This is a genomic window from Streptomyces sp. NPDC017890, from assembly GCF_044328675.1.
Classification (GTDB): Bacteria; Actinomycetota; Actinomycetes; order Streptomycetales; family Streptomycetaceae; genus Streptomyces.
Map to the genome: position 1 here is coordinate 1 of NZ_JBIRHU010000130.1, position 1,778 is coordinate 1,778.

The following is a 1,778-nucleotide window of genomic DNA, read 5'->3' on the forward strand; positions in this document are numbered from 1 at the left end:
CGCAACTCCCACTCGCCGCCGCAGTAGCCCCACACACCACCATCCGATGCGGTGTGGGTCCGTTCAAACAGGCCAGTCACTTCCGGGAAGCCGAAGTGCGCGGTGGCGAACTTCCGGGTCATCGCCCGGTACCAACCGATCGGCTTCACTTCCTCGGCGGGTTCGGTTGCCGGATCCGGCTCTGACTCACCCAGCGAGTACGGATTGCTGGTGTACGCATTGCCGCGTGTTCCGTCCACGCCAGCATCGCTGTCGGTCACTGCGGCCTGATAGCCCTGTTCCCACACGAAGTACGGATGCTCGGGGTTGGGGACGACAGGCTCGGCGGGTTCGGTTTCCGGGAACAGCACGGGCCGGAGCCTTTCCTTCGCTCGATGAAACTCCGGATCGACAGTCGACCCCTTCAGGAACAGGGTCCGCACATCCGTCATCTCCTCGGTGGTGAGGATGTGGCCCTTTTGGCAGTCGATCAGTCCGTCGAGGATGTGGCCGGCCTCGGGATTTACTCGGTCGGACACTTCGAGGTGCGGTTCGTCGGACCTGATGCGCAGCGCCCAGCGCCCGCCGTCGCGTTCGATCCACTCTCCAACTTTGATGCTTGCGCCCGAAGGATTCTCAACCTCCACGAATCGACCTGATTGGGCAGCGGGCGGTCCGTCAAACACGATGTCGATGAAGTCCGCTGCCTTGTCGGCGGGTTCGGCTGCTGGGAACAGGGCAGGTGGCAGTAGCGGATTCTCGGGCCACTTCATCACGCCGAGCGCATCCCGCGACAATTCGGCGAAACGCGGGTCCGCTGCCATTCGCCGGTAGTGCGCCCACTGTTCGGGCATGAGTGCTATACCGCCGACGGGGACGAGACGGCCGACGGAGGTAAGGAACTCGACGACCGCCTGCATTCCGTGGCGTATCTCAGATCGCTGGGCGCTGGGAAGGTTGGCCCAGTTGTTGTGGGTCAACCCCGATCGGTGCAGGCTGTCGATGTATGCCTTCGCTACCGGCGTCACGACGTCCGCTGAGGAAACCTGGACCGCGCTGCAATCGGACTGGTTCGTTGTCATCTCATTTTTCCGTTCCGTGGAGGAGCCATTGTTCGAAGACCGGGTTGCACAGGCAGGCTGGGGATCTTTTGTCTCGAATCAGTGCGATCGCATCAGCGGGTGTCATTCCGTCGAGGATGAGGGCGCGGCCCGCGATGAGGGAGGAGCGGTTCAGGCCGGCTTGGCAATGAACCAGGATCGGTCCGGATCGACGGCAGACGTTCACCCATGCGGCGAGGGCGTCGACCTGATCGAATCCTTGGCTCTCGTGGTCGTACATGCGTACTTTGACGAAACTGTCGAGGGTGTGAGTGACGGTGTATGCCTCCCACGGATATAGGGAGACAACATGTTTGAAGAATGTAGGCAGGATCAGCCCGTTTTCGCAGCCGCCCTGCCACAGGTTGCCCTCGAGTTGGGACACGTACGGAACATCGAAGTCCATCATCCCGTGTGCCGCGATTCCACTGAGGCGTTGTGTGGTCGGGTCGACGTCGATGTCGATCCGTGTGGGGTCCTGGGTTGCGTCGGTCATCGCCGCACCGCTGTCGCCGCGATGGACTGCAGCGTGGAGACGCCGGTTTCCGACCCTTGCACGATCCGGATCGCGGAAACGTATCCGGGATAGACGATTGCGAGCCGGTCAGCGTTGTGTGGGTCGGCACGCTGGATTGCCCTGATCAGAGCTTCGATGAAGCTGCCGCCATGGGTTCCGCCCGAGCATCCGAACGCCCACAG

General features: G+C 62.3%; 3 protein-coding genes. All 3 read right to left on the reverse strand.

All coding sequences use genetic code 11. The features are described 5' to 3' along the window. A partial coding sequence (locus ACH4F2_RS35940; protein ID WP_398136801.1) for a hypothetical protein occupies positions 1-1,061 on the reverse strand: 1,061 nt, incomplete at its 3' end. 1 nt (position 1,062) lies between these two features. Beyond that, on the reverse strand, positions 1,063-1,575 hold the full coding sequence (locus tag ACH4F2_RS35945) for a dual specificity protein phosphatase family protein (protein ID WP_353798896.1): 513 nt from the start codon (positions 1,573-1,575) through the stop codon (positions 1,063-1,065). Then, positions 1,572-1,778, reverse strand: a 207-nt coding sequence (locus tag ACH4F2_RS35950) for a hypothetical protein (RefSeq protein WP_398136802.1), incomplete at its 5' end; no start/stop codon positions are given. The genes ACH4F2_RS35945 and ACH4F2_RS35950, both read right to left, overlap by 4 nt.